This is a genomic window from Halorussus marinus, from assembly GCF_004765795.1.
GTDB lineage: Archaea > Halobacteriota > Halobacteria > Halobacteriales > Haladaptataceae > Halorussus > Halorussus marinus.
In genome coordinates this window covers 265,424-285,862 of record NZ_SBIV01000001.1, presented here as the reverse complement: position 1 = coordinate 285,862, position 20,439 = coordinate 265,424, and the positions used below count along the sequence as shown (strand labels likewise).

Below are 20,439 nucleotides of genomic sequence, written 5' to 3'. Positions count from 1 at the left end.
ACTACACCACGATGTCACACGACGAGACGCCACACGGCCGAGCGCCCGACGCGACCGACCGGAGCGCGATCGACGACGGCGACGTATCGACGCTCGAAGACGAACTACAGCGCCGCCGGGAGCCGTACGCCCGCGCCACGGTGGTCCGGCGCGAGCCGCCGGTGTCCTCGAACGTCGGCGACCGCGCGGTGGTGACCCCCGACGGCGAACTCCACGGCTGGGTCGGCGGGGCGGCCTGCGCCCAGTCGGTGGTGGCCCGGGAGGGCCGCGAGACCATCGAGGCGGGCGCCCCGCGGCTGATCGGGATCGCCCCCGATCCGGAGTCGATCGACCGTCCGGGCCTCGAGGCGTTCCCGATGCGGTGTCACAGCGAGGGCGTGCTCGAAATCTACCTCGAACCCGTGGCGCCCCGGACCGAGCTGATCGTGGTCGGCGACTCGCCGGTCGCCCGATCGCTCGCGCGGCTCGCCGACGAACTCGCGGTCGACGTGACGCTCGTCGCCGCGGACGGGGACGTCGCCGACGTGCCAGATCGCACCGAGGTGTTGGGGACCGTCGAGCCCGACGAGATCGCCGACGCCGCCGGGCGAGCGCCCCTCGTCGTCGCGGCCTCGATGGGCAAGTACGACGCCCGGGCCATCGCGGCCGGCGTCGCGGCCGACGCGCCGTACGTCGGGCTGATCGCGAGCGACGAGCGCGCCGACGAGGAGATCGAGCGGGCGGCCGGCCTGCTCGACCGCGACCCCGAGACGGTCCGCGAGGCGGTCACGAACCCCGCGGGCGTCGACATCGGCGCCCGCACGCCGGCCGAACTCGCCGCGAGCCTGCTCGCTGAGATCGTCGACGTGCGTTCGCAGGCGAGCCCGGCCGAGGGCGAGGCCGCCCCGTCGAACGCGGCCGACGACCCGGCGGCCGGTGACGACGAGGCCGACGCCCCGCCGACCGAGTCGGCCGAGGAGACCGCGGTCGACCCAGTCTGCGGGATGGCGGTCGATCCGGCGGCGGCCGCGGCGTCGGTCGACCACGACGGGCGGACGTACCACTTCTGCTGTCGAGGGTGTGCGGACTCGTTCGAGTCCGACCCCTCGTCGTACCTCGACCGGGAGGTGAACGCGTGAGCGATCGGACGGCCGCCCGAGCCTTCGACTCGGTGACCGAGGCCGACCTCCGCGAGCGGTTCGAGCGGACCGACTACGTCGCCGACGACCGCACCGTGACGACCGTCTCGCTCGCGCTCCAGCTCGGCCAACCGCTGTTGGTCGAGGGACCGCCCGGGAGCGGCAAGACCGAACTCGGCAAGACTCTCGCGGCGGGGTTCGACACCGAGCTGATCCGCCTGCAGTGCTACGAGGGACTGACCGCCGAGAACGCCCTCTACGAGTGGAACTACACCAAGCAACTGCTCGCCGTGCAGGGCGAGGAGGGGTCGGTCGCGGGCCGCTCGGGCTCGCCGAGCGACGGCTCGCGGGGCTCGTCGGTGTTCGGCGAGGAGTATCTCCTCGAACGGCCGCTGTTGCGCGCGCTCCGGACCGACGGCGATCGGCCGCCGGTCTTGCTGATCGACGAGATCGACCGGGCCGACGAGGCGTTCGAGGCGTTCTTGCTGGAGGTGCTGTCGGACTTTCAGGTGTCGATCCCCGAGTACGGCACGGTGAGCGCCGACCGGCCGCCGATCGTGGTGCTCACGTCGAACCGGACGCGCGGGCTGAGCGACGCGCTCAAGCGGCGGTGTCTCTATCTCCACGTCGAACCGCCGTCGTTCGAGACCGAACACGAGATCGTCCGCCGGAAGGTGCCCGAACTCGACGCGGCCGTCGCCGCCGAGGTGTGTGGCGTGGTCGCGGCGCTCCGCGAGGAGTCGTTTCTCAAGCAACCGGGCGTCGCCGAGACGCTCGACTGGGCGCGGGCGGTCGCCCGACTCCGCCACGAGGAGTCCGACGAGCCGCTGTCGACCGACGAGATCGAACGCACCATCGGCTGTCTGCTGAAGGAAGCCGAGGACGTGAGCCGGGTCGACGCCGAACTGCTCGACCGACTGCACGACGCCGCGGCGAACGCCGCAGACGGGATCGAGTGAGCCATGGCCGGCGATCCCGACTCGGGCATCGAGCGACGTGCGGGCGAGGAGAGCGTCCCGGACTTCCGGGCGGCACGCACGCACGTCCTGACCGAGCTGTTCCGGCTGATTCGGGACCTGCGCCGCGAGAACGTCGACGTGCCAGCGTCGGCGTCCCAAGACGCCGCGCGAGCGCTCGCGCGGGTCGGGCTCGGCGACGAGCGTCGGGTCGAGGCCGCGCTCCGCGCGACGCTCCTCTCGGCGGCGGCCGACGCGGCGGCGTTCGACGAGGCGTTCCCCGAGTTCTGGCACCGGCTCCGGACGGGTCTCGACCGGATCGGGACCGCCGAGCGCGGCCCGACGGCCGCGGGCGGCGACGACGCCGACGGCGACCGCGAGTCGGCCGACGGCGGGGCCGACGATCCCGACCTGCTCCCCGACGCCGACCCGCCCGAGATGGACGGCGACGGCGACGGACGGGTCGAGGTCCGAATCCCGACCGAGCGTCGGCGGGCCTCGGGCGACCGGGCGGCCGCCTCCGGGGACGCCGACGCCAGACGGTACAGCGCGGTCGGCGGGAGCGAACTCGTCGACGCCGCGACGCCCGCGGCGTCCGAGGCCGGCCGCGCGGCCGTCGATAGGTTCGTCGACGCGCTCGCGACCCTGCCCGGGCGCCGTCGTCGTCGTGCCCCCGCGGGGCCGGCGGTCGACGCCCGGGGCGCGCTCCGGGCGAGTCTGGAGACCGGCGGCGTCCCGGTCGAGCTCCCCCGGACCGAGCCGACGCCGAGCGAGCTCCGGTGCTGTCTGCTCGTCGACGTCAGCGGCTCGGTGCTGGACACGATCGACCGGAGCGCACTGCTCGCGCTCGCCGAGCGGACGGCGAGTCGCGCGCTCGACGCCCGGGTCTTCCTGTTCGACACCGACCTCGTGGAGGCGACCGACGCCGTCGAACGCGCGGACGGCGACCCCGCCGGCGCGTTGCGGGCCGCGAGCGTCGAGTGGGGCGGCGGGACCCGGATCGGCCACGCCTTCGAGACGCTCCGGCGGTCGGCCCCGAACGCGGTCGACCGCCGGACGGTCGTCGTGGTGGTGAGCGACGGGCTCGACGTCGGCGACCCCGAAACCCTCGAAGCGGGGATCACCTGGCTCGCCGACCGGGCGAGCGCCGTGGTCTGGCTCAACCCCCTCGCGGTCTCGCCGGCGTTCGAGCCGTCCTCCCGGGGAATGTCGACGGTCGCGCCGTACGTCGAGGGCCTGTTCGGCTTCGCGGAGGCCGACGACCTCGCCGAGGCCGCCCGCCAGATCGAGACCCGCGGGCTCGGGGGGTCGGTCGGGTACCAGCACGATCCGCGACGGACCGCGAGCGCCGCCGACGGGGGTGACTCGGCGTGACCCACCGCCTGCTGTCGGCGATATCCGACGAACTCGATCGGCGGGGACACCTCGCGGGCAGTCGCCTCGACGGGGTCACCGTCGGCGAGTCGGCGGTGCTCGTCGAGGTCACCGACGAGACCGGATCGGGCGCGGAGCCGTCGGCCGGGCTCGCTCACCGCCCGCCGGGCGAGGTCCCCGAACTCGGCGAGACCGTCGAGTCGCTTCTCGCACCGGTCCGGTCGGCCGGGGCCGGCGACGACCCGCCCGACAGCGTCGCGCTGGCCGCGGGCGTCGCGACGCTGAACGCCCTCTCGGCCCCGCACGTCGACTGGCGGACCGGCGATCCGATGGCGTTGCTCGACGAGTCGGTCGAGACGGTCGTCACGGTCGGGCTGTTTCGCCCCGCGTTCCGGAAGTTCGACGACGTGGCGGTCCGGGTCGTCGAGCGGACGCCGGTCGGCGACGTCTCGACGCCCGAGGGCGTCAGCCTCCGGACCTTCGATCCCGAGGAGACGTCGGCGGCGATGGCGGGCGCCGAGGTGGTCTTTATCACCGGCTCGACGCTCGTGTACGGCGGCCTCGAGAGGTATCTCGCGGCCGCGCCCGACGACGCCGCGGTGGTGGTAGTCGGCGCGACCGCGTCCGGGCTCCCGGGGTCGCTGTTCGACGCCGGTGCCGACGTGATCGCGGGCGCGCACGTCGCGGCGCCCGACCGCGTCCGGGCCGCGGTCGCGGACGGCGACTGCGGCACGGCCCTCCACGACCGCGGCGTCCGGAAGGTGTACGCCGCCCGCGAACCGCCATCGACGATTCGACTGCGATCCACCCCATAACATGTCCGAGAGCAACTGGAGCGTTCCCGAGACCGAAGTCGTACAGCAGGTCGCCGACAGACTCGACGCCGACGGCCTCGACGTCCTCGCGACCGTCGTCGACGTCGAGGGCAACGCCTACCGGCGCCCGGGGGCGAAGATGCTCCTCGACGACGACGGAACCGGCGTCGGCTCGATCACCGCGGGCTGTCTCGAAAACGACCTCCTCGCGGCCGCCGACCGCATCCGTGAGTCCGGGCGACCCGAACTCGTCACCTACGACCTGATGGAAGACGACGAGGAGGACGTCTGGGGGCTCGGCGTCGGCTGCAACGGCGTCATCGACGTGTTGCTCGAACCGCTCGACGAGACCTACCGGCCGGCGGTCGAGGCGTTCGCCGCCGGACGGGACGTCGCGATCGTGACCGTCCTGTCCGACGAGAGCGACCGCTTCCGGCGCGGCGACCGGGCGTACTACTATCCCGACGAGGACCGACTCGTCCTACCGGACGGCTCGGCGGCCGACGAGTGGCCGACCGGAGAGCTCGCGACCCCGGGAGCCGAACTCGCCGAGCGCGGCCGGTCGGACACATTCGGGGTCCGTGAGGGCGCGCTCGAACTGTTCGTCGACGGGCTCGCGGCGCCGTCGGACCTCGTGATCTTCGGGACGGGCCACGACGTGGGGCCGGTGACCGAGCTGGCGGCGAAAAACGACTTCCGGGTCACGGTCGTCGGCTTCCGCGGGGGCGTCGACGTCGAGTCGCGATTCCCGGCGGCCGACCGGACGGTGACCACCTCGCCCGGGAGCATCGACGAGGCGCTCGACCTCGACGAGCGCACCCACGCGGTCGTGATGACCCACAACTTCGTCGACGACCAGCTGACCGTCGAGGCGCTGCTTGACTCGCCGGCGCCGTACATTGGTCTCATGGGCCCTCACGAACGGTTCGAGCGGATGGCCGAGGAGTTCCCGGCGTCGGTCGACGAGTCGGACCTCGACGCACTCTACACGCCGATCGGGCTCGATCTCGGCGGCGGGTCGCCGTACCAGATCGCCCACAGCATCGTCGCGGAGGCGCTCGCCGTCGCGAACGGCCGCACGCCCGGCCACTTGCGCGAGCGCGAGGGCCACATCCACGACCGGATCGACCTCGGCGGGGACGGATCGTCCGACGGGGAGTGACCGCGCCCGAGCCGCGCCCGGCGAATTTTTGTCGCTGGCACCCCGAGTGAGAGTCGTGCAAGAGTTCGAGCGCAAACAGCTACTCGAGCGGGTCGAGCGGGAGGGCGCGACCGTCGGCGCCGACATCCCCGAGACCATCGAAGTGCAGGGCGAGCCGGTCGAGCTCCAGGAGTTCGTCTTCGAGATCAAGCGCCGCGACACGGTGCCGAGCGGCGAGCGCGACCGCGTCGAGCGCGCGAAGCGAAACCTCCGGCGCGAGCGCATCGAGCGCAAACAGCGCATCGAGGACGGCGACATCACGTTCGCGGAGGGCGAGCGGCTGGTCGAGTCGATCGTCGGTATCGATCGGGCGCTAAACGCCCTCGAGAGCCTCGGGCCGACCGACCTCGAACGCGAGGCCGCCGCACAGGAGGCCGCCGACCAGAAGCGGTGGATGTCGTTTCTCAAGCAGGCGCTCGGCCGCGAGGACGCGGGCGGGCGCGGCCGGCTCTGAGCCAGTTCTTTACGTCCCGGACACGACAGACCGCCCATGAGACGCAACGCCGAGGTCGCGGGGCTCCTGGAGGAGTACGCCGATCTGCTCGCGGCCCAGGACGTCAGCTACAAGCCCAAGTCCTACCGGCGGGCCGCCGAGAGCATCCGCGACTACCCGGCCGCGATCGAGGAACTGGCCGCCGACGGGCCGGAGGCGGTCGAGGAGATACCCGACGTCGGAAGCTCGATCGCGGCGAAAGTCGTCGAAGCCGTCGAGACGGGGAGCTTCGAGCAGTTAGACGAGACGCGAGCCGAGTTGCCGGTCGAGATGGCCGAACTCACCAGCGTCGAAGGGGTCGGCCCTCGGACGGTCGGAGACCTCTTCGAGGCGCTCGACGTCAGGAATCTGGACGACCTCGAAGCCGCCGCCCGGGAAGGCGAGATCCGGACGGTGTCGGGCTACGGCGAGACCAGCGAGCAGAACATCCTCGACGGGATTCCGTTCGCACGACAGACCCAGCGCCGCGAACTGCTCGGGGACGCCCGGCCGGTCGGCGACGCAGTGCTCGGCTTCGTCGAGTCGATCCCCGAGGCGGGTCGGTGTGAGCTCGCGGGATCGCTCCGGCGCTGGAAGCCGACGATCGGCGACGTCGACGTGCTGGCCGGGAGCGAGGACCGCGCGGCGGTCATCGACGCGTTCGTCGAGTGGGAGCGGGCCGACGAGGTCATCGAGGCCGGCACCGACAAGGCCAGCGTTCGCTCGAACGGCCAGCGCGTCGATCTCCGGGTCGTGGTGCCCGAGGAGTTCGGCTCGGCGCTCCAGTACTTCACCGGTAGCAAGGAGCACAACATCCGGCTTCGCAACTACGCCATCGAGCGGGGATACAAGCTCAACGAGTACGGCGCGTTCGACGTCTCTGACCTCGAGGGGGCCGACGCCGACGAGCCGGCGGCCCCCGACTCCGGCCAGCGGGTCGGCGAGCGCGTCGCCGGCGACTCCGAGGCCGGGATGTACGAGGTGCTCGATCTCCCGTACGTCCCGCCGGAACTCCGCGAGGACCGCGGCGAGATCGACGCGGCGGCGGCCGGCCAACTCCCCGAACTCCTCGCCGAAGACGAGATTCGCGGGGACCTCCACGTCCACACCGAGTGGTCCGACGGCGACCTCTCGGTGGCGGAGATGGCCGAGGCGGCCGCCGAGTTCGGCCACGAGTACGTCTGTATCTCGGACCACGCCACCGGCCCCGGAATGGTCGGCGGCGTGGGCCTCGACGACGCGGCGATCCGCGAACAGGCCGCCGAGGTCCGCGAGCAGGCCGCCGACCTCCCGGTCGAGGTGTTCGTCGGCGTCGAGGCGAACGTCGAGGCCGACGGCGCGATCAGCGTCGCCGACGACCTGCTCGCGGACCTCGACTGCGTCGTCGCCTCGCCCCACAGCGGGCTGGAGGGCGACGCCACCGACCGGCTGACCGCGGTGGTCGAACACCCTCACGTCGACGTGCTCGGCCATCCGAGCGGCCGCATGCTCAACAGCCGCGCCGGGCTGGAGTTCGACGTCGAGGCCGTGGCGAGCGCCGCCGCCGACGCCGAGACCGCGCTGGAGATCAACAGCAACCCTCACCGCCTCGACCTGTGGGGGAGCGCGGTCAAGCGGGCCGTCGAGGCGGGCGCGACGATCGCGATCGACACCGACGCCCACACGCCCACCGAGTACCGAAACGTCCGGTACGGCGTCCACACAGCCCGTCGCGGGTGGGCCGAGACCGCCGACGTGCTCAACGCCCGCGACGCCGACGGGGTCCGGGAGTTCCTCCACTGACCGTGTCCGGAGACGCCGACCCGCCCGAACGGACCCCCGCCGACACCGCGGTGGTGCTCGATGCGATGCTGGGGACGCTCGCGACCTACCTCCGGATGGCGGGCTACGACGCGGCCTACGCCCTCGACCGAGGGGTAGAGGCCGACGACGCGCTGGCCGACCTCGCCGACGCCGAGGGTCGACTGCTCGTGACCCGGGACGCCGAGCTGGCGGCGAGCGCCGACGGACTGCTCGTCGAGTCGCGTGAGGTGATCGACCAGCTCCGCGAGCTATCGAAGGCGGGGTTCGAACTGGCCCTCTCGGAGCCGGCGCGGTGTTCGAAGTGCAACGGAGCTCTCGTCGAGGTCGACGCCGACGCCCGGACGCCGTCGTACGCGCCCGAGACCGGGGCGCGTCGGGTGTGGCGGTGTCCCTCCTGTGGCCAGTGCTTCTGGAAGGGGAGCCACTGGGTCGACGTCGCCGAGACGCTGTCGGGGCTGTGATCGGCCGGCGGTCGGCCGAGTTCGCCCGGCGGCCCCCAGACGGGCACGGCGGTTAAGTTTCCCGACGCCGTGTCTCCGACCAGAGATCATGGGGGACATAGACCAACGGGAGGCGGCGCGGCTCGTGGACCGAATCATCGAGACGGTCGCCGCGTGGCCCCACGTCACCACCAACGAACACCGCTTCGAGGGGCGGGAGTTCACCGTCGGGCCCCGAGAGGTCGGCCACGTCCACCGCTGGGGTATCGTCGACGTGCCGTTCACCGAGCGCCTGCGCGACCGACTCATCGAGGCGGGGAAGACGGGCGAGCACCACGTCGTCCCCGAGTCGGGGTGGACGACGCGCTATATCCGAGACGAGGGCGACGTCGACCACGCGGTCTGGCTGCTCCGGCTGTCGTACCTCTACCACGTAAACACGCTGAAGAGGACGCCCGCGGGAGCCCAGAAGTTCGAGAACGTCGACGTCGAGGCGGAACTGGCGGAACTCGACGCCAGCGACGAGGTGGTCGAGGCGTTCGAGCGGCGCCGACCCGGCGAGTGACCTGTTTCTGAACCCTTAAACGCGCCCGGCCGTTTGTATCGCGTATGACCGACGAGGAAGCCACCGAGCAGGTGCGCGCGGACGCCGAGCAGACGGACGCCGAGGAGCCGGCGACCGAACCGGGCGCGACCGACGGCGCCGACGGCGACGGGACCCTCGCCCCCGAGAGCACTCGACTCGTGGCCGAGGTCGCAGTCGAGGACGCCGACCTCGCGACCGATCTGGAGGCCCACCTCGCGGAGCTAGAAACCGCCCGCGAGGAGGCCGAAGACCGCGCCGAGGACCTCGAGAGCCGACTCAAGCGCAAGCAGGCCGACTTCCAGAACTACAAAAAGCGCGCCAAAAAGCGCCAAGAACAGATCGAGGCGACCGCGACCGAGGACCTCGTGACCGACCTCCTCGACGTCCGGGACAACCTCGTTCGCGCGCTCGACTCCGAACACGAGGACGTCGAGAGCCTCCGCGAGGGCGTCGAGATGACGCTCAAAGAGCTCGACCGGGCGTTCGAGCACGAGGACGTGACCCCGATCGACCCCGAGCCCGGCGCCGAGACCGACCCCCAGCGCCACGAGGTGATGATGAGAGTCGAGAGCGACCGACCCCCGGGCACCGTCGCGGACGTCTACCAGCCCGGCTACGAGATGGGCGAGAAGGTGTTGCGGCCGGCGCAGGTCACGGTCAGCGAGGCCGGCGACGCCGAGGAGTGAGTCGGGGCGGCCCGCCGGACGACCAGTACAATTGCGGTCGGATATATAAGTATGCGATTCTCGACCACGGTGAGCGGCGAAACCGCAAGACAGCGTCCGGATCGTTCTGCGCCCTCGAACGCCCGGACTAGCAAGGCTTAAACGGAAGAATCCGCAACGTATCGAACAAGATGGCGAGCAACAAAATTCTGGGCATCGACCTCGGTACCACGAACAGCGCGTTCGCGGTCATGGAGGGCGCCGACCCGGAGATCATCGTCAACGGCGAGGGTGACCGCACCACGCCCTCGGTCGTCGCGTTCGACGACGGCGAGCGCCTCGTCGGCAAGCCGGCGAAGAATCAGGCCGTCCAGAACCCCGAGCGCACGATCCAGTCGATCAAGCGCCACATGGGCGAGGACGACTACACCGTCGAGATCGACGGCGAGGAGTACACCCCCGAGCAGATCTCGGCGATGATCCTCCAGAAGATCAAGCGCGACGCCGAGGAGTACCTCGGCGACGACGTCGAGAAAGCGGTCATCACCGTCCCCGCGTACTTCAACGACAAGCAACGCCAGGCGACCAAAGACGCCGGCGAGATCGCCGGCTTCGAGGTCGAGCGCATCGTCAACGAGCCGACCGCGGCCTCGATGGCCTACGGCCTCGACGACGAGTCCGACCAGACGGTCTTAGTCTACGACCTCGGCGGGGGTACCTTCGACGTCTCGATCCTCGATCTCGGCGGGGGCGTCTACGAGGTCGTCGCCACCAACGGTGACAACGACCTCGGGGGCGACGACTGGGACGAAGCGATCATCGACCACCTCGCCGACGAGTTCGAGAACGACCACGGCATCGACCTCCGGGAGGACCGCCAAGCCCTCCAGCGGCTCAAGGACGCCGCCGAGGAAGCCAAGATCGAACTCTCCTCCCGGAAGGAGGCCGACGTCAACCTCCCGTTCATCACGGCGACCGACGACGGCCCGGTCCACCTCGAGGACAGCCTGACCCGCGCGAAGTTCGAGAGCCTCACCAGCGACCTCATCGACCGCACCGTCGACCCGACCGAGCAAGCGCTCGACGACGCGGGCTACGACAAGGGCGACATCGACGAGGTCATCCTCGTCGGCGGCTCGACCCGGATGCCCCAGGTCCAAGAGAAGGTCGAGGAGATGACCGGCCAGGAGCCCAAGAAGAACGTCAACCCCGACGAGGCCGTCGCGCTCGGCGCGGCGATCCAGGGCGGGGTCCTGTCGGGCGACGTCGACGACATCGTGTTGCTCGACGTGACGCCGCTCAGCCTCGGCATCGAGGTCAAGGGCGGCCTGTTCGAGCGGCTCATCGACAAAAACACCACGATCCCGACCGAGGAGTCGAAGGTGTTCACCACGGCCGCGGACAACCAGACGTCGGTGCAGGTCCGGGTGTTCCAGGGCGAGCGCGAGATCGCCGAGGAGAACGAACTGCTCGGGGAGTTCCAGCTGACGGGCATCCCGCCCGCGCCCGCCGGCACCCCGCAGATCGAGGTCGGGTTCAACATCGACGAGAACGGCATCGTCAACGTCTCCGCCGAGGATCAGGGCTCGGGGAACTCCGAGGAGATCACCATCGAGGGCGGCGCCGGCCTCTCGGACGATGAGATCGAGGAGATGCAACAGGAGGCCGAACAGCACGCCGAGGAAGACCAGCAGCGCCGCGAGCGCATCGAGGCCCGCAACGAGGCCGAGAGCGCGGTCCAGCGCGCCGAGACGCTCCTCGAGGAGAACGAGGAGAACGTCGACGACGACCTCCGCGAGACCATCGAGGCCGAGATCGAGGCGGTCCAGGAAGTGCTGGCCGACGAGGACGCCTCCAAGGAGGAACTCGAAGACGCCACCGAGTCCCTCTCCGAGGAGCTTCAGGAGATCGGCAAGCAGATGTACCAACAGCAGGCCCAGGCCGGCGCGGGCGGTGCCGGAGCCGGCGCCGGTCCGGGCGCGGGCGCTGGCGCCGGACCGGGCGGCATGGGCGGACAGGCCGGACCCGGCGGCGCGGGCGGCGCGGAACCGGGCGACGACGAGTACGTCGACGCCGACTTCGAGGACGTCGAAGAGGACGACGAAGAGTGAGTCGCTTTCGTCGACTCGAAAGACGAGCGTAGCGAGTCTTTCGGCATCTCGGGAAGCGAGCGGTAGCGAGCCTCCCGGAGAGGACGACGAAGAGTAAGCCGTCTCCGGGCGAGTGCGAATCCGACCGCGCGGGCATCGCGCCAACGGACCCTTGAAGTGACTCCGACTTTTACCGACTGACAACCAATGAGCGAGGACTTCTACGACATACTCGGCGTGAGTAGGGACGCCGACCAGGACGAGATCAAATCGGCCTACCGCGAGAAGGCGACCGACTACCACCCCGACGTGAGCGACGACCCGAACGCCGAGGAGAAGTTCAAGAAGCTTCAGAAGGCAAAGGAGGTGCTGACCGACGAGGAGAAGCGCCAAGCGTACGACCAGATGGGCCACGAGCGCTTCGAGCAGGCCCAGAAGCGCGGCGGCTTCGACGGCGGCCCCGGCGGGGCGGGCGCCGGCGGGATGGGCGGACAGGGTCCCTTCGGCGGGATGGGCGGACAGGGCGGCATGGGCGACATCTTCGAGCAGTTCTTCGGGGGCGGCGGCCGCGGTCAGCGGTCGAACCGCCCGCAGAAGGGCCAGGACCTCCGGACCCGGCTCTCGATCACGCTCGAAGAGGCCTACGAGGGCGTCCAAAAGCAGGTCACCGTCCGGCGACCCGAGCGGTGTGACACCTGCGACGGGGACGGCCACCCGCCGGGGACCGACTCCCGGACCTGTCCGGAGTGCAACGGCCGCGGGCAGGTCACGCAGGTCCAGCAGACCCCGCTCGGGCGGGTCCAGCAGACCCAGACCTGTCGGCACTGTGGCGGCGAGGGCGAAATCTACGACGAGACGTGTTCGGACTGCGCCGGCGACGGCGTGGTCGACCGCGAGGCCACCCTCTCGGTCGAGGTGCCCGCCGGCATCCAGACCGGCCAGACCCTCCAGATGGAAGGCGAGGGCGCGCCCGGCGAGAACCGCGGGCCGAAAGGCGACCTCCTGATCGAAATCGACGTCGAGGACCACCCCGATTTCGAGCGCGAGGACGACGACCTCCACCACCAACACGCCATCTCGTTCCCGCAGGCCACGTTCGGCGACACCGTCGCGGTGCCGACTCTCGACGGCACAGTCGAGATGGACGTGCCCGCGGGCACCCAGAGCGGCGAGACGTTCCGCCTGCAGGGCAAGGGAATGCCCCGACTCCGGCGGCGCGGTCACGGCGACCTCTACGTGCAGGTTCAGGTCGTCACCCCCGAGAGCCTCAACGACGAACAGCGCGAGGCGCTCGAACAGTTCGCCGAGGCCGGCGGCGAGGAGGTCGACGTCGAGCAGGGCTTCTTCGAGAAGATCAAAAACACCTTCTAGACGGCCTTTTGCTACGCTCGCGCCCTAAACGGCGCCCGCTCGCAAAACGTCGACAAAAACGCTGGGCTCTTCCCTCCGCTTCGGTCGTCGCTTGGTCCACTCGCTCGTGTGCGGGTCTTCGGCGCGCTGTCGCTGATTTCCGCCTCTCGGCGCTCGTCGCGTAACGCTGTAGATTGGAAAGCGGGGAGCAATCCGTCGTCTGCCCTCGACGCCGCCCGAACCGACGCGTCCGGAGGGCACCGATTTTTGCCGGCGGGGTGCGTAGACACGCCCGATGGCGACACCGCCCCAGTACGAGTCGTTCGCCGCGGTCACCATGCTCGTTCTCGGGCTACTCGTCCTCCTCGCGCGGGCCTCGGCCGCGATGTTCGACGACCCCGACGGCGGGGACGACCGCGACCGGTCCCCGGACCGCGACGGCGAGCCCCGCCCGGAGACGCCCGCGACCGGCGCGGCCCGGATCGAGCGACGGGCGGGCGCGAGCGACGGGTGGAACGACCCGCCGGGCGTGACCGTCGAGGACGACCCGGCGAAATCGGCGCGCGCACGCGACGAGGACACCCCCGGCGACGGCCCGTGGGGGCCGAACGGCGCCGAGGTCGACGCCCGGCGGTCGCCGGCCGCCGACGCGCTGTCGACCGGCGCGCTGTTGGCGAACGTCGCCGTGAGTCAGGGCTTTTTCGGCGTCGTCGTGATCGGGGCGGCGTGGTTCGCGTCGATCCCGCCCGCAGACCTCGGCGTGGCGGTCGGCGATCCGTGGAGCGTCGGCCCGCCGGCGCTCGCGGCCGGGGCGGCGGTCGGCGTCGCGCTCTACGTCGCCAACGAACTGAGCGCGTCGGTGCTCGACTCGACCGGGGTCGATTACTCCGAGAGCCTCCGGGCCCACCTCGCGCCCGAGACCCTCCGGGGGTGGGCGGTGTTGCTCGGGGTCGTCTTGCCCATCATCGCGGGGTTCGAGGAGCTGTTGTTCCGGGCGGCGCTCGTGGGCGCGTTCGCCGCCGGTTTCGGCGTCTCGCCGTGGGCACTGGCGATCGCCTCCTCGGTCGCGTTCGCGGTCGGCCACGGCGCTCAGGGCCCCGGCGGCGTGGCAGTGACCGGCGTGCTCGGGTTCGCGCTGGCGGCGGCGTTCGTCCTCACGGGGAGCCTCCTCGTAGTGGTGGTCGCCCACTACCTCATCAACGCGCTGGAGTTCGTGATCCACGAGGGGCTGGGCGTCGAGTGGGCGTGAGCCGAACCCTTTTGGACCGAGGCATCAAAACGCCAACTGAATGGCGACCGTCGACGCACACCGAGACGTCCCGGCCGACGAGCCCGACTCGTTTTTCGGCTTCGTCGTCGGGCTGTACGTCGCCGCCCTCCTCGCGCCAGTCGCGACCGTCGGCGTCGCGGTCACCGCGACCACGGAGGCCGGCGTCCTCTTTTTCACCTTCCTCGGGGTCGGCACCGCCGGGGTCGCGGTCGGGTGGCGGGCGGCCGGCCGCGAGGCCGTCGCGGTCCGGCTCGGTTCGACCCGGTGGGCGTGGCTCGCGCCGGCCGCCGGCCTCGCGTACGGCGGCGGCGTGCTCGCCGCGACCGGGGTCGAGGGGCCGGCCTCGGGGATCGCGGTCGGGCTCGCGCTACTCGGGGCGGTCGGCGGACTGGTCGGCGGGACCGGTCTCGTGCTCGCCGCGCACAATCGCCACGCGAAGGCCGTGCTCGCGGGCTCGGAGCGTCGGGTCCGCTTCAGCACCACGGGCCCCGAGCGGGACCGTCGGCTCGCAAAGTGGGCCGTCGGGGCGCTCATGCTCGGCGGCACGGTCGGGTTCGCCGCCTCGATCGTCGCCGGCTTCGAATCGCTCCGGTGGCTCTTTCACCTCATGATCGCCGGCGGCGCCGGACTGTCGGGCGCGGTCGCCGAGCGAACGTACGTGGTCGCCGACGCCGGCGTCCGGGTCGGCACGCCGGTCCACAAGCGCGTCCGGCCGTGGTCGAGGTTCGAGAGCTACTCGCTGACCGACGACGAGCTCCGGGTCAGGCGTGCCGGGTGGTCGCCGTGGGGCCTGCGTGACCTGCGGCTCGACCCCGAGGAGATCGACGACGTGGCGGCCGTGAGGGCGGTGCTCGACGCCCATCTCCCGCGGCGATAGCGCCCGGACGAGCGGTCGCGCAACTTACTTGGCAGACCCCGACAACGTGTCGCGTACGGTGGCATCTATGGATACGCTCGAAGACGTCGACGAGGTCGTCCACGAACCGTCCGAGGAGTTCGTGGAGTCGACCAACGTCTACCAGTTCATGCAGGAGTACGACATCGACGACTACGACGAACTCGTCGAGCGGACCACGGGGGACGTGGAGTGGTTCTGGGACGAGATGGTCGACTACCTCGACATCGACTTCTACGAGCCCTACGAGGCGGTCCGGGGCGACGCCGACGGGCCTCAGTTCTCGGAGTGGTACGAGGGCGGGGAGATCAACATCGCCCACAACGCGGTCGACCGCCACGCCGCCCCCGACGCCGAGACCCGAAACAAGGTCGCCTGCATCTGGGAGGGCGAGGACGGCGAGGTCCGCGAGGTCACGTTCCACGAGCTGGCCCGCCAGTCGAACAAGGTCGCCAACGCGCTCGAAGCCCGCGGCGTCGAGAAAGGCGATGCGGTGGGTCTCTACATGCCGATGGTCCCGGAGGTCATCTCGATCCTCTACGGCGCGTTCAAGGTCGGCGCCATCGTCGTCCCTATCTTCTCGGGGTTCGGCGTCGAGGCGACCGCGACCCGCATCGAGGACCCCGAGTGTTCGGTGTTGTTCACCGCCGACGGCTTCTATCGGCGGGGGAGCGAGGTCAGGCTGAAGGGAACCGCAGACGAGGCCATCGAGGCGGCGGGTCACGTCGAGCACACCATCGTCTACGATCGGTTCGGCTCCCGAGGGGCCGCCGACTCGGCCGTCCCGTGGCACGACGACCGCGACGAGTGGTGGGACGAGGCGGTCGAGACCCGGAGCGACGAGTACGACACCGTCCCGATGGACGCCCGCGACGAGTCGATGATCCTCTACACTTCAGGCACGACGGGCAAGCCGAAGGGCACCGTCCAGACTCACGCCGGCCAGCTCGTCCAGTGTGCCAAGGAGATCTACTTCGGCTTCGACCACAAGCCAAGCGACCGCTTTTTCTGGGTCAGCGACATCGGGTGGATGATGGGGCCGTGGACGCTCATCGGCAACCACGCCCACGCCGGCACGGTCTTCATGTACGAGGGGGCGCCCGACCACCCCGAGCCCGACCGCTTCTGGGAGATGATCGACCGCCACTCGATCTCGACGTTCGGCATCTCGCCGACCGCGATCCGCGCGCTCCGCAAGTACGGCGACGAGTGGCTGGAGGGCCACGACCTCTCCAGCCTCCGCCTGCTTGGCTCGACCGGCGAGCCGTGGGACCCCGAGAGCTGGCAGTGGTTCTACGAGCACGTCGGGGGCGGGGAGGCGCCGATCATCAACATCTCGGGCGGGACCGAGATCTGTGGTTGTTTCCTGATGCCGATGCCGATCCAGCCGCTCAAGCCCTGCACGCTCGGCGGACCCGGGCTCGGGATGGACGTCGACATCGTCGACTCGCAGGGCGAGTCGATCGCCGACACCCACGAGCGGGGGTTCCTCGTCGCCCGGGACTCCGCGCCGTCGATGACCAAGGGACTCTGGCAGGACGACGAGCGTTACCTCGAGGAGTACTGGTCGACGTTCGAGGACATGTGGGACCACGGCGACTGGGCCCAGAAGGACGAGGACGGCTTCTGGTTCCTCCACGGCCGGGCCGACGACGCCATCAACGTCGCGGGCCGGAAGGTCGGGCCCGCAGAGGTCGAGGGCGCGCTCATCGACCACGACGCGGTGAATCAGGCCGCCGCCGTCGGCGTCCCCGACGACACCACGGGGCAGGCGGTGGTGACCTACGTCATCCTCGAAGACGGCTACGAGGCTGGCGACGACCTCCGCGAGGAACTCCGCGCGCAGGTCGGCACGGAACTCGGCAAGCCGTTCCGGCCCCGCGAGGTGCTTTTCGTCTCGGAGTTCCCCAAGACCCAGTCGGGGAAGATCATCCGGCGGGCGATCGAGGCGACCTACACCGGCGAGGATCTGGGCGACATGTCCAGCATCGAGAACCCCGAGGCGCTCGACCGACTCGAAGACGCGCGGTGAGCGGTTACCGCTTCTACCGTCCCATCGGCTCCGGACCCGCGATCGGCCACGTCGGTCGGGCTTACGTCACAGTCGACGCCGCGACCGTCCGAGACTCGGGCGGGTCGCCCCCGTCCTCGACGACCGCGTAGTCGCCGACGGCTTCGTCGTCGGGCAACAGTATCGCCGCACCCGCGACCAGCGGCGCGACCACGCCTGCGGCGATCGCTCCGGGGTCGGCCAGCGGCGCGCGGACCGCCACCTCGTCGCCAGGCCCGATCCCCCAGTCGTCGGCGACCGTCCGGGCCGCAGACAGGAGGTCGGCGTGGGAGTACTCGCGGTCGGGGGCGTCGTCTCCATCGGCGGCGACGAGCGCGACCGACTCGGGGTCGACGGGCGTCTCGGGGAACGCCGGGTTCTCGCTCCAGACGTCGCGCTCGAAGTGCGCGACCGACGGATCGTCGGGCGGGCCGGCGTAGGCGACCCGCTGGCCGCCCGGCGGGAGGTCGTAGCCGTCGACGGCCCCGCGGGGCGCGACCCCGATCCGGGCGTCGACCTCGCCGGGCGCGCCGAACCGGGTCCGGGCGCCGAGCAGGGCCGCTCCGAGGAAGGCGAAGACGGCCTCTGGCTCGGGGTCGTCGGCGACAGCGACGGTCGCGTCGGCGTGGAGACCTCTGCGCCGCCAGAAATTGCCCGTCTTCCACGCGGTGGTGCAGAACCGCCGGTAGTCGTAGGCGCGGCGCTCGCGGGGCGCCGAGAGCGCCGGGTCGTCGCTTCGACGGTCGCGAGTCACGAGGTCGCCGAGTGCGTCCATGCGCTCACCTTCGGGGAGTCGGGAAAAAGTCGCGTCGGTTCGGAATGCGCCGCCGGGCAAAGAGGCGCTGACAGCGACGTCTGTTCGATAGGCGCGCTTATGCCGTCTCCGCGGTAGGCGGTAACTGACGGCACGGGAGACCGTGCTGGACCGGGCTCGTATCCCGATACCACTACACCGTCGCCCCCTTCCTGACGGCAAAAAGTGAGGCGTCGTTACTCCGCGGCGGGGTCCTCGATGGACAACTCTTCGACGGCGTCGTCGTCGCCACCGGACAGGAGCGTCCGGACCGCGACAGCGCCGCCTGCCAGCAGGCCGATCTTCGTCCCGCTCCGGGAGGAGGCGAGCGTCCGGACCGCGAGGGTTGCGACTGCGAACGCGACGAGTCCACTCAGGAGGCTCTTTTTGAGTCCCATGTCTCCCTATAGGACACGTCATCTAATAGATGTTCGTGTTCGCGGTCGAGGTGGCGGCCGCCGGCCGATCGAAAACGAGAGAAACGGGGCCGCGTTACTGCGGGCTCGGGCTACCGCCGGTGCCCGACCGGCCGACCTGCCGTTCGAGCGCGGAGCCGGTGATGTTCTTGAGCCGATCGACGAGGCTGTCCTTCTCGGCCTCGCCCGCCAGCGCCACGTCGAGCACTTCGCTGATGTGGGTGACCGGGATGATCTCGATCTGCTCTTCGTACTCCGCTTCGATCATCACGTCGTCCTCGTTGGCCTTCGGGATGATGACCCGGTCGAGGCCCGCCTTCGCGGCGGCCTCGATCTTGTGGGTCACGCCGCCGACCGGAAGCACGTCGCCCCGGACCGACAGCGAGCCGGTCATCGCGAGGTCCTGTGCGACCGGCATGTCCTCGAGCGCCGAGATGACCGCGGTGGCCACCGTGATCGACGCCGAGTCGCCGTCGACGCCCTGTTGACCCGCCTGCACGAACTGGATGTGGACGTCGCGTTCGGTGATGTCCTCGTCGGAGAACTTCTTGATGATCGCCGAGACGTTCTGGACGGCCTCCATGGCCATCTCCTTGAGCTGACCGGTGGCGATGACCTCGCCCGGTCCCTGAGACGGCGTGACCTCCGCCATCACGGGGAGGACGATCCCGCTGTCCTCGCCCATCACGGCGAGTCCGTTGACGCGACCGACCACGTCGCCGGCGTTGACCGTAAGCTCGTAGTCCTTCCGCCGTTCGATGTACTCGTCGGCGACCTGCTGTTCGATCGAGCGGCTCCGGCGCTTGGCCTGAAGCACGTCCTCGCGCTCGGTCTGGCTCTTGTCGGCGGCGCGGGCGATGTCGCCCGCGACCCGAACCAGCCCCCCGAGGTCCCGGAGCTTGAGCGTGAGGTGGTCCTTCCGGCCCGACCGACGCTGGGCCTCGAGGATGACCTCCTCGACCGCCTCCTCGGTGAAGTGGGGGAGCCGACCGTCCTTGGTGACCTCCTGGGCGATGAACCGGGCGTACTTCCGGCGCATCTCCGGGGTGTCCTCGATGGTGTCGTCCATGTAGACCTCGTACCCGTACCCCTTGATCCGCGACCGGAGCGCCGGGTGCATGTTCTCCATCGCGTCCATGTTCCCCGCCGCGATCATGATGAAGTCACAGGGGACCGGCTCGGTCTGGACCATCGCGCCCGAGGAGCGCTCGGACTGGCCCGTGATGGAGAACTCGCCCTCCTGGATCGCGGTCATCAGCTTCTGCTGGGACCGGATGTCGAGGGTGTTGATCTCGTCGACGAACAGCACGCCCTTGTTGGCCTTGTGGATGGCCCCGGCCTCGACGCGGTCGTGGCTCGGGGTCTCCATCCCGCCGGACTGGAACGGGTCGTGGCGGACGTCGCCGAGCAGCGCGCCGGCGTGGGCGCCGGTGGCGTCCTCGAACGGCGCGGTGGTCTGGTCGGCGGCGTTGACCAGCAGGTTCGGGATCATCGCGTCGCTGCCCCGCGAACCGTACCGGAACGCGAGGTAGATGACCCCGGCCGCGAGGATGCCCAACAGCGGCCGGCCCGCGATGAGCAGGGCGTACCCCACTACGATGGCGATGATGACCCACATCAGGAACGACCGCATCTGGTTGCGCTTGCGGGCCTCCTCCTTGTGGGCCTCGATGATCTGCTCGCCTTTCCCCGCCGGAACCGTCCGGACCTTCGGCTCGTTGCCGTCGTCGGGATTGTGGTAGACGAGCACGTCCTGCAACTCCTCTTTCGGGAGGAGTTCGCTCATCGCTTTCGCCAGCATCGACTTCCCCGTCCCCGGGGTGCCGATCATCATGACGTGGCGGCGCTGCTTGGCCGCTTTCTGCACGACGTCGCGTGCGTGATCCTGACCGATGACCTGATCGACCAGTCGGTCGGGAATGTCTATCTCGTCGGTCGTCTCGATATCCAAGCCGCCGAGCAGATCGGTGTCCTCGACCTCTGCTTCGTCGATATCGGGATCGACGTCGCTACCGAGGTCCTCGAACTCCGAGCCCCCCTGCTCGCGGGTCTGCTCCGGCGGCGGAGCGTCGTTGTCGGTATCCTTACTCATAGAACGGTCCTGTACGTATCTAAACGGTGGGGTGGCGAACTGATATACTTTCT

The 20,439-nt window shown here is 70.4% G+C and carries 18 protein-coding genes; 15 read left to right on the top strand and 3 right to left on the bottom strand.

Translation table 11 applies throughout. The annotated features are described in order from the left end of the window. The first annotated feature begins 11 nt into the window (after nucleotides 1-11). From EPY72_RS01545 to EPY72_RS01475, 15 genes are all read left to right on the top strand, one after another. On the top strand, nucleotides 12-1,118 hold the full coding sequence (locus tag EPY72_RS01545; protein WP_135805349.1) for an XdhC family protein: 1,107 nt from the start codon (nucleotides 12-14) through the stop codon (nucleotides 1,116-1,118). Next, a complete protein-coding gene (locus EPY72_RS01540; RefSeq protein WP_134670732.1) occupies nucleotides 1,115-2,077 on the top strand; it encodes an AAA family ATPase in 963 nt (320 codons plus the stop codon). Before EPY72_RS01545 ends, EPY72_RS01540 begins: the two co-directional genes overlap by 4 nt. A 3-nt stretch (nucleotides 2,078-2,080) precedes the next feature. Next, nucleotides 2,081-3,448 carry a VWA domain-containing protein gene (locus EPY72_RS01535; RefSeq protein ID WP_135805348.1) on the top strand — a complete coding sequence of 456 codons (1,368 nt, stop codon included), beginning with the start codon at nucleotides 2,081-2,083 and terminating at the stop codon, nucleotides 3,446-3,448. Continuing rightward, nucleotides 3,445-4,263 (top strand): Rossmann-like domain-containing protein, encoded by an 819-nt coding sequence (locus tag EPY72_RS01530; protein ID WP_135805347.1) that lies wholly within the window; start codon nucleotides 3,445-3,447, stop codon nucleotides 4,261-4,263. Before EPY72_RS01535 ends, EPY72_RS01530 begins: the two co-directional genes overlap by 4 nt. Before the next feature lies 1 nt (nucleotide 4,264). Continuing rightward, a complete protein-coding gene (locus EPY72_RS01525; protein WP_135805346.1) occupies nucleotides 4,265-5,425 on the top strand; it encodes an XdhC family protein in 1,161 nt (386 codons plus the stop codon). A gap of 55 nt (nucleotides 5,426-5,480) precedes the next feature. Continuing rightward, nucleotides 5,481-5,918, top strand: coding sequence for a DUF5788 family protein (locus EPY72_RS01520; protein WP_134670736.1), 438 nt, complete (start codon nucleotides 5,481-5,483; stop codon nucleotides 5,916-5,918). Between the two features lie 36 nt (nucleotides 5,919-5,954). Next, on the top strand, nucleotides 5,955-7,718 hold the full coding sequence (locus EPY72_RS01515) for a DNA polymerase/3'-5' exonuclease PolX (protein ID WP_135805345.1): 1,764 nt from the start codon (nucleotides 5,955-5,957) through the stop codon (nucleotides 7,716-7,718). Between the two features lie 2 nt (nucleotides 7,719-7,720). Next, nucleotides 7,721-8,200, top strand: coding sequence for a Mut7-C RNAse domain-containing protein (locus EPY72_RS01510; protein ID WP_280177944.1), 480 nt, complete (start codon nucleotides 7,721-7,723; stop codon nucleotides 8,198-8,200). A gap of 88 nt (nucleotides 8,201-8,288) precedes the next feature. Beyond that, nucleotides 8,289-8,744: a luciferase domain-containing protein gene (locus EPY72_RS01505; RefSeq protein WP_135805344.1), complete on the top strand. Its 456-nt coding sequence runs from the start codon at nucleotides 8,289-8,291 to the stop codon at nucleotides 8,742-8,744. A 44-nt stretch (nucleotides 8,745-8,788) separates the two neighbouring features. Next, the gene (locus EPY72_RS01500) at nucleotides 8,789-9,451 is read left to right on the top strand and encodes a nucleotide exchange factor GrpE (protein ID WP_134670739.1); all 663 of its coding nucleotides are present in this window, start codon (nucleotides 8,789-8,791) and stop codon (nucleotides 9,449-9,451) included. A gap of 170 nt (nucleotides 9,452-9,621) precedes the next feature. Beyond that, nucleotides 9,622-11,541, top strand: a complete 1,920-nt coding sequence (gene dnaK, locus EPY72_RS01495; RefSeq protein WP_134670740.1) for a molecular chaperone DnaK — start codon at nucleotides 9,622-9,624, stop codon at nucleotides 11,539-11,541. A 186-nt stretch (nucleotides 11,542-11,727) separates the two neighbouring features. After that, nucleotides 11,728-12,891 (top strand): molecular chaperone DnaJ, encoded by a 1,164-nt coding sequence (dnaJ, locus tag EPY72_RS01490; protein ID WP_134670741.1) that lies wholly within the window; start codon nucleotides 11,728-11,730, stop codon nucleotides 12,889-12,891. Nucleotides 12,892-13,165: 274 nt separating this feature from the next. Beyond that, a complete protein-coding gene (locus tag EPY72_RS01485) occupies nucleotides 13,166-14,119 on the top strand; it encodes a CPBP family intramembrane glutamic endopeptidase (protein ID WP_135805343.1) in 954 nt (317 codons plus the stop codon). A 40-nt stretch (nucleotides 14,120-14,159) separates the two neighbouring features. Further along, nucleotides 14,160-15,017 carry a hypothetical protein gene (locus tag EPY72_RS01480; RefSeq protein ID WP_135805342.1) on the top strand — a complete coding sequence of 286 codons (858 nt, stop codon included), beginning with the start codon at nucleotides 14,160-14,162 and terminating at the stop codon, nucleotides 15,015-15,017. 67 nt (nucleotides 15,018-15,084) lie between these two features. Beyond that, nucleotides 15,085-17,067 (top strand): AMP-binding protein, encoded by a 1,983-nt coding sequence (locus tag EPY72_RS01475; protein WP_134670744.1) that lies wholly within the window; start codon nucleotides 15,085-15,087, stop codon nucleotides 17,065-17,067. 61 nt (nucleotides 17,068-17,128) lie between these two features. Here the strand turns inward: EPY72_RS01475 and EPY72_RS01470 are convergent, their stop codons facing one another. The 3 genes from EPY72_RS01470 to lonB form a co-directional block, all read right to left on the bottom strand. Continuing rightward, nucleotides 17,129-17,860: an acyl-CoA synthetase family protein gene (locus tag EPY72_RS01470; RefSeq protein WP_135805341.1), complete on the bottom strand. Its 732-nt coding sequence runs from the start codon at nucleotides 17,858-17,860 to the stop codon at nucleotides 17,129-17,131. A 215-nt stretch (nucleotides 17,861-18,075) separates the two neighbouring features. Further along, a complete protein-coding gene (locus tag EPY72_RS01465; protein ID WP_134670746.1) occupies nucleotides 18,076-18,276 on the bottom strand; it encodes a hypothetical protein in 201 nt (66 codons plus the stop codon). A gap of 94 nt (nucleotides 18,277-18,370) precedes the next feature. Continuing rightward, entirely contained in the window at nucleotides 18,371-20,386 is a 2,016-nt protein-coding gene (gene lonB, locus EPY72_RS01460; protein ID WP_134670747.1) for an ATP-dependent protease LonB, read from the bottom strand. Between the last annotated feature and the right edge of the window lie 53 nt (nucleotides 20,387-20,439).